The organism is Protofrankia sp. Cas3, from assembly GCF_963555955.1.
GTDB lineage: Bacteria > Actinomycetota > Actinomycetes > Frankiales > Frankiaceae > Protofrankia.
Genome location: NZ_CAUVXP010000106.1, coordinates 1 through 6,996, shown reverse-complemented (window position 1 = coordinate 6,996; position 6,996 = coordinate 1). Strand labels below are relative to the sequence as shown.

Below are 6,996 nucleotides of genomic sequence, written 5' to 3'. Positions count from 1 at the left end.
CAACACCGGCCAGTTCTGTATGGGCGGCACCCGGCTGCTGGTGGCGCGCGAACTGTTCGACACGGTGGTCGAAGCCGTCGCAGGTGGCGCCGCCGGCGTGCCGGTCGGGGATCCGTTCGAGGAGTCCACCATCGTGGGGCCGCTGGGCGGCGAGCGCCACCTGGCCAAGGTCGAGGAGTACATCCAGCTGGCCCGTGCAACCAACGGTGTCCGGATTGTGACCGGTGGGCGGCGGCTCGACCTCGGTGGCGGCTCGTACTACGCCCCCACCGTCATCACCGGCATGCCCAATGACTCCCGCCTCGTCCAGGAAGAGATCTTCGGCCCGGTGCTGACCGTCCAGCCGTTCGACGACGAGGACGAGGCCGTCGCGCTCGCCAACAGCACGCCCTTCGGACTCGCGGCAGGCCTGCACACCCGCGATGTCGCCCGAGCCCACCGGGTCGCGGCACGGCTTGCGGCGGGCATCGTGTGGGTCAACGGCTGGGCACTGCTCGATCCCGCCATGCCATTCGGCGGCTACAAGCAGTCTGGCTACGGCCGCGAGAACGGGCCGGAAGGTCTGCACGAGTACACGCAGGTCAAGTCCGTCATCGTCGCGCTCACCTGATCGGGCGCCAGCACCGACTGATCGGGCGCCAGCACCGACCACTACGTCCGCGAAGTCCACGAAATCCGCGAGCACGTGACCACCGAGCAAGGAGACACAGCCAGCATGACGACGACGGAAGCGGCAATCGTCGAGAAGGCCGGAGAACCGTTCACACTGTCCGAGGTCGAGTTGGACGACCCGCGACCCGACGAGGTCGTCGTGCGCCTGGTGGCAGCCGGCGTCTGCCACACCGATCTCACTGTTGCCGGGGGCGGTCTGCCGTTCCCCCTGCCTGGCGTCCTCGGGCACGAGGGCGCCGGCGTGGTGGAAAGCGTCGGCTCCGGGGTCAGTCGGGTGCAGCCAGGTGACCATGTCCTGTTGTCGTTCACCTCCTGCGGCCGATGCGGGAACTGTCGGGACGGCCACCCGGCCTACTGCGCGACCTGGCTTCCGATGAACCTTTTCGGCGGCGTCCGTGCCGACGGTTCGTCGACCATCAGCAGGGCGCAGGAGGCGATCGGCGGTCACTTCTTCGGCCAGTCCTCCTTCTCCCGTCATGCCCTGGTCGACGAGCGCAGCGTCGTCAGAGTGGACGCCGACGTCGCGCTCAACCTGATCGCGCCGCTGGGCTGTGGCGTGCAGACGGGCGCCGGCGTGGTCTGGAACATCCTGAATCCGCGCCCCGGCGCGACGATCGCGGTCACCGGCGCCGGTTCCGTCGGCCTGTCAGCGATCATGGCGGCTGCCCTCACACCGGCGACACGCATCATCGCCGTCGACCGGATCGAAGAACGGTTGCGCCTGGCGGTGCAGCTGGGGGCTACCGACGTTGTCAACGCCACCGACGGCGGCGTCGCCGAACAGCTGGCCGAGATTACCGGTGGCGCGGGGGTCGACGGCGTGGTCGAGACGACGGGGAACACCGCTGTCCTGCGGACGGCGATCGACTGCCTTGCCGCTCGTGGGACGGCGGTCATCGTCGGCGCGCCTCCTTTCGGCTCCGAGGTGGGGCTCGATGTCAATGCCATGCTGGGGGGCCGCCAGGTTGTCGGGATCACCCTCGGTGACAGCGAGACCGAACGGCTGCTGCCCGTTCTCGTCGCTCTTGTTCGCTCCGGCCGGATGCCGGTCCAGAAACTGATCACCGAGTACGGGTTCAGTCAGATCCAAACCGCGGTCGACGACATGGTGGCAGGTAAGACCATCAAACCGGTGCTCACATTCTAGGAGCAACCGGCAATAGGGGACGCGGCGCTGCGGGGCTATTGCCGGGCGCTCTAACTGGAAGGCACACCATGCCGGTTGATCCGCAATTCGAGGCTGTTCTCAAACAGGCTGCCGCAGCGGGCCTGCCACCGTTCCACACGCTCACACCCGTCCAGGCCCGAGCGCTGTACGCCCAGCTGATGGCTTTACCTGACCGCCCGATGCCCGTCGTGCACGTGGCGGACCGGATGGTGCCCGGTCCCGCTGGGGAACTCCCGGTGCGGATCTACCGGCCGGGAATGGATGGGCGCCGGCCCGTGCTGACCTATTTCCACGGTGGCGGCTGGACGCTCGGCGACCTGGCCAGTGACGACTGGCTGTGCCGGCGCCTGGCCGTCGGCGCCGACGCGGTCGTGGTCAGCGTCGACTACCGGCATGCGCCGGAGCAACCCTTTCCGGCAGCGCTGAACGACGCGGTCGCGGGCTACCTGTGGGCCCGGGAGCACGCCGGCGAGATCGGCGGTGACGGCGGCCGCGTTGCCGTCGGAGGATGGAGCGCCGGCGGCAACCTCGCCGCCGCGGCATGTCTTGAGCTGCGGGGCGAAAACGTGCCGGCCGCTCAGGTCCTCCTGACGCCCGCCGTCGACGCCACGATGGCCTTGCCCTCGCACACCGAGAATGCGACCGGATTCGGTCTCGACGCGATGACCGGCCGGTGGTTCGTGGAGAACTACGTGCCTGACCCGGCGCAGCGAAGCCATCCCCTGGTGTCTCCGCTTGCGGCCGTCGACCTCTGCGGGCTTCCGCCGGCAGTGGTCTACACAGCCGAGTACGACGTTCTCAGGGACGAGGGGGAAGCGTACGCGCACCGGCTCGAACAGGCCGGCACAAAGGTCATCGCGAAGCGGGTCGAGGGACTCGACCACCTTTTCCACCTGCACACCGCTGCCGTGGACGCGGCCGCAGACGCCGTCGACCAACTGATCGCGGACGTGCTGCGCCTGTAATCCGACAACGCCCACCCCGTGGTCACCACCCCGTCGTGCCCGATCACGGCGGGGTTGCGTTGGACAGGACACGGTGAGCTGAGCGCACCGGCGGCATACTCGCGTTGCCGGCCGGTACGCTCAGCTCACCGGAATATTCAGGATGTCGGTGTTGGGGATGCCAGCATTTCTCTGATCATTTTGCGTCCGGCGAGGGCACCTGCGTCGATGGCGATGCTGAGTTCCTGGACGCGGCCGTGTTCGGAGTCCCCGCTGGCCTTCTCCTCGTCCGCGATCACCCGTTCGAGTAGCGTCAGCGCGTCCACGTCCTGCTGCACGACCTCCTGATTCATCCGCTCGAAGAAGGCGGAGACCTCGGCGTCGCCCAGCGCGAAGTCGCGGGCCACCGCCCAGAAGTCGAACGTGCTGTGCTCGGTTTCCGGCGTTATTCCGTAGAGAATCTTTACGTGCACAGCGCCGGTGTCTACGCCGTCGTCTCCCGGCAGTATGCCGACTGGCGCGATCCGTGAATGCAGCACGTACGAGCAGACCGGGCGGTACTCGATGTCCTGCCAGCGGTCGACGGGCGTGGAGAATCCGGTCGACTTCTCATAGAACGGCGGGCACTCCACGCCGTGCATGTGCCGGCTGATCCGGAGGACCTGCTCGGCGTGGTCGACCTCGGTCTGAATGGGCGTCGCGGCCACCTCGGGAGTCCCGATGAATCCCGCGTGCAGGTAGGTCTCGTGCGACAGGTCGAGCAGGTTGTCGACCAGGAGTTGGTAGCGGGTCGGCAGGGGAGCCATGCCGCCGATCATGGTCCAGTCGGGGTCGTCGAGCCAGTGGTTGTCCGGAACGGCGGCGAGGTCGGCCTTGGCCTCTTCGCCGATCCAGACCCAGATCCAGTTGGCCTGCTCGACGACGCGATAGCTGCGCACCCGCGCGGTTCGCGGCACCCGCTCCTGGCCGGGCACCGCGATGCAGGTGCCCGAACAGTCGTAGGTGAAGCCGTGGTACCCGCACTCCAGGTCGTCGCCCCGCAGTGTTCCGAGCGACAGCGGGTAGCGGCGGTGGACGCAGCGGTCGGCCAGGGCGACGACCCGCCCGTCCAGCGTGCGGTAGAAGACGATCGGCTCGCCGCAGATCGTCCGCGCGAACAGGTCGCGGCCGACCTCACGGCTCCAAGCCGCGACATACCACTGGTTCTGCGGAAACACCCTCATCACCTCTCACGTCGGCGCCCCTATTGCCGGGCGCTCTCAGGGGAACACCACCAGCACGTCGGAGACCAGCCCGATTCGCCCTCGGGAGCGGACACCGTCCATCCGCCACATCGCCATACTCCGTGTATCGCGATACTCCGTTTATCATGATGTAGTGTGTATGGCGATACTCCGTGTACAGAGTAACTTAAGAGTGGCACTTGAGACAGCCACCGTCAAGAGCCGGTCAAGGCGCCGTACCGCCGGGCGGTCCGGGGCTATCGAGCAGTGCCACAGTCGACGTCACCGCGTGCCGGTGAATCCACGTATGGACTATAATTCCGCCAGAGCGCCGCTTCGGGAGGGACGGAACCGACCGCTGACCAGACATGTGGACGATCCGGAATGCGACGGCGGCGGATCATCCGCCCCGTCTACCCAGCCGGCGCCGTCAGCCCTACAACCCGACGGACCGCGCGCGGAACCCGCGAACCTCGCGGCGCACCCGGGCCATCTGGCCCGACGGCTCCAGCAGGTGACCTATCAACTGTGGAACGCCGTGGTGTCCGACGAGACCACCCCGCCTCAGTTCGCCGTGCTCAACTGCCTGCTCGCCGAGCCCGGCGTCGACCAGAAGACGGTCGGAGAGCGCGCATCACTCGACCGTTCCAACGTTGCCGACGTGGTCGCACGACTGGTGCAGCGCGGCCTCGTCCGGCGACTGCGCAACCCCGCCGACGGGCGACGCAACGTCCTGCGCCTCACCCGACACGGCGAGGCCGTGCACGCCACCGTCGCCCGTCGAGCCGACGCGATGAACGAGATCATCCTTGGTCCACTCACCCCGGACGAGCAGGCGACGTTCCTGACACTTCTCGCCCGGATAGTCGCCGCCAGCACCGACCGGTCTACCGCCTCGGATCGGGTCGACGGCGAGCAGGCTGCGTCGTAGCCATGTTCCCTCCGGCCCGTCGTAACCCGGATGACCGGTGGTCTTTCTGGTCTGCCAGCCGCTCACCCTGCCCCTCACGAGCCATCCAACAACCGGAACTCCCGACCGTCGACGAGCAGCGTGTGATCACCATCCAGGGAGTCTTCGCGGGGAGTATCCAAAAGCGCGCACCCGGCATCCGTCCGCGGGTCGAGTCCTGCCCTGCGGATGCTGCGCTCAGCAGCAGCTACCAGTACACTCAGCTCCTCAGCCAATCCCACCGGTAAAATCCACCCTACCTCGTTGACGAAGAACCAGAAGTACGGTATCCGCGCAACGAACGCCGATCGGGCGGACCAGTAGGTACAGATATCTCCGGCCCGTGAGACACGCCGCATGATAGACGCGAGACTGACCGCTTTGTCCGCTGCACTCGCGAGGACGACAGCCCTATCGTGGGAGGCCGCATGTCGGAGGTGCACCTCAACACGCCGAGGATCGCTGATATAGACCGCGAGGGCGAAGTGCTCCTGTTCGATCGCACGGACAATTCGACAGACCTCGTTGCCCACGGTTTCGGATAGCACGATATCGAGATCTTGGCCGTCGGGAACAAAGTACGGACTGTCATGTAAAAGCACGGCGGCGACCAGTTCAGCCGTGGCAGTCGGGTAGTACTGGCAAAGTTTCACCGCGACACGCACCGCGTGCGCCATTGCCGGGGCACCGTCGATGGCATGCCCCGTACACCAGCGGCGCGCAAGGTGCAGCGCGGCTAAAACCATGGAGGGTCGGGGGCACGACAATGCCGTCCCTGCGTCTTCCAGCCCCACGTAGACTCCCAGCATGGGGATTTGGGAATGATGTCATGGCCGAATGAGGATGTCTGCGATGTGTGCCCTGCACACGTGTTCGGCCCTGGCGAGTTCGACGTCATCGAGCGACCCTCGCAGGGAAGCGAGCATCACCCCGCCTTCGGCTACCGGAAAGACCGTGCTACTGGTGTCGCGGTGTGCGTACATCCGCTCAAGGTCGGCCTACCTCCAGGGTGCTACAAGAGCGCAGGAGTACCACTTCCACCAGACGATCTCGTAATGTCACCGCCGGACGATGCCGCAGCACTCGGCCTGTGGCTGCGGCAGGTTATCCACGGATCCGACCCCGTACGGCTTGCCTCCACTCTGCGTGAGGCGGAGGCAGCCGCTACCGAGAAGTTTTCGCCCGAACAGGTCATCGAGGCGCTGCGGGAGGCGCTGGCCTCAGCAGACTAGATAACCTGGCCGAAGTCGAAGTCATGCCGCCGCCCATCGTCGTGAATGCCAATGTTGCTGTACTTCTCCCGCAGGACCGCCAGGCGCCGAGCGACTTCCGACGCGCTGATCCAGTACCTTGGGTTAAGGTCCCCCCATCCTGCGACGCGGTAGCACCGGTGGGTGTAATCCCCGGGATTCCAGCCGAACCGTTCCATGTCCGTGGAATGCACGAAGGCGATCCCGAGGGATTGTTGAATCCGGACCAAGAGTGTGAACTGTGCAATTAAAGCGTGGATCATCTCGTCAACCGGAGGCGCACACATCAGCTCCGCGGCCTGCTCGTCTCCATCAGTAAGCCGGAAGACGGCGGCCTTCAAGCACATGACGCGCAGCGCTTCGTCAAACAGCGCCGGGCCGTCCTGGTCCAGGTCCCATCCCGCGACGAGGGGATATCCTGTGAACGTCGCCCAGCATTCGGGATACGCAAGCGTCGACAGTCGAAAGCGTTCAAACTCGGGATGATTCACAACGAGGCTGAGAATCTCGGCACCGTCATGACCGACTTCGTCATGATCGGATAGTGCCCCGCGCGGCGCTGAGAGCATGGTGCTCATTCTACTGTCTCCTTCCAGTGGAAATGGTGAGTTACGTGTGTACATCCAGCGACTCTTCATGGGCACAGCAGTCTGTTCATATGGTCACCATAAGATCGAATGCCGGCACTGCCCTCCTCTACTCATTGCCCACCCAGCCATATGGCGGTCGGTGCCGGACGAGGAGTCGTGCTCAACCCGCCCGGCACCGACTACTGATACATTAAGAGCTT

Annotated in this window: 8 protein-coding genes; 5 read left to right on the top strand and 3 right to left on the bottom strand. The window is 65.9% G+C overall.

From position 1 onward, the window contains the following. The 3 genes from U9983_RS18380 to U9983_RS18370 form a co-directional block, all read left to right on the top strand. Positions 1 to 610, top strand: a 610-nt coding sequence (locus tag U9983_RS18380; protein WP_322755219.1) for an aldehyde dehydrogenase family protein, incomplete at its 5' end; no start/stop codon positions are given. 105 nt (positions 611 to 715) lie between these two features. Continuing rightward, the gene (locus U9983_RS18375) at positions 716 to 1,819 is read left to right on the top strand and encodes an NAD(P)-dependent alcohol dehydrogenase (RefSeq protein ID WP_322755218.1); all 1,104 of its coding nucleotides are present in this window, start codon (positions 716 to 718) and stop codon (positions 1,817 to 1,819) included. Positions 1,820 to 1,887: 68 nt separating this feature from the next. Continuing rightward, a complete protein-coding gene (locus tag U9983_RS18370; protein WP_322755217.1) occupies positions 1,888 to 2,805 on the top strand; it encodes an alpha/beta hydrolase in 918 nt (305 codons plus the stop codon). 137 nt (positions 2,806 to 2,942) lie between these two features. Here the strand turns inward: U9983_RS18370 and U9983_RS18365 are convergent, their stop codons facing one another. Next, positions 2,943 to 4,007 carry an aromatic ring-hydroxylating dioxygenase subunit alpha gene (locus U9983_RS18365; RefSeq protein WP_322755216.1) on the bottom strand — a complete coding sequence of 355 codons (1,065 nt, stop codon included), beginning with the start codon at positions 4,005 to 4,007 and terminating at the stop codon, positions 2,943 to 2,945. Positions 4,008 to 4,314: 307 nt separating this feature from the next. Between U9983_RS18365 and U9983_RS18360 the strand changes: the two genes are divergently transcribed. Next, complete coding sequence (locus U9983_RS18360; protein WP_322755215.1) at positions 4,315 to 4,938, top strand: MarR family winged helix-turn-helix transcriptional regulator; 624 nt, start codon at positions 4,315 to 4,317, stop codon at positions 4,936 to 4,938. A gap of 74 nt (positions 4,939 to 5,012) precedes the next feature. Here the strand turns inward: U9983_RS18360 and U9983_RS18355 are convergent, their stop codons facing one another. Next, the gene (locus U9983_RS18355; RefSeq protein WP_322755214.1) at positions 5,013 to 5,750 is read right to left on the bottom strand and encodes a hypothetical protein; all 738 of its coding nucleotides are present in this window, start codon (positions 5,748 to 5,750) and stop codon (positions 5,013 to 5,015) included. A 261-nt stretch (positions 5,751 to 6,011) separates the two neighbouring features. Between U9983_RS18355 and U9983_RS18350 the strand changes: the two genes are divergently transcribed. After that, positions 6,012 to 6,188 carry a hypothetical protein gene (locus tag U9983_RS18350; protein WP_322755213.1) on the top strand — a complete coding sequence of 59 codons (177 nt, stop codon included), beginning with the start codon at positions 6,012 to 6,014 and terminating at the stop codon, positions 6,186 to 6,188. Here U9983_RS18350 and U9983_RS18345 read toward each other — a convergent pair. Beyond that, positions 6,185 to 6,784, bottom strand: a complete 600-nt coding sequence (locus U9983_RS18345; RefSeq protein WP_322755212.1) for a hypothetical protein — start codon at positions 6,782 to 6,784, stop codon at positions 6,185 to 6,187. The genes U9983_RS18350 and U9983_RS18345 overlap by 4 nt on opposite strands. Between the last annotated feature and the right edge of the window lie 212 nt (positions 6,785 to 6,996).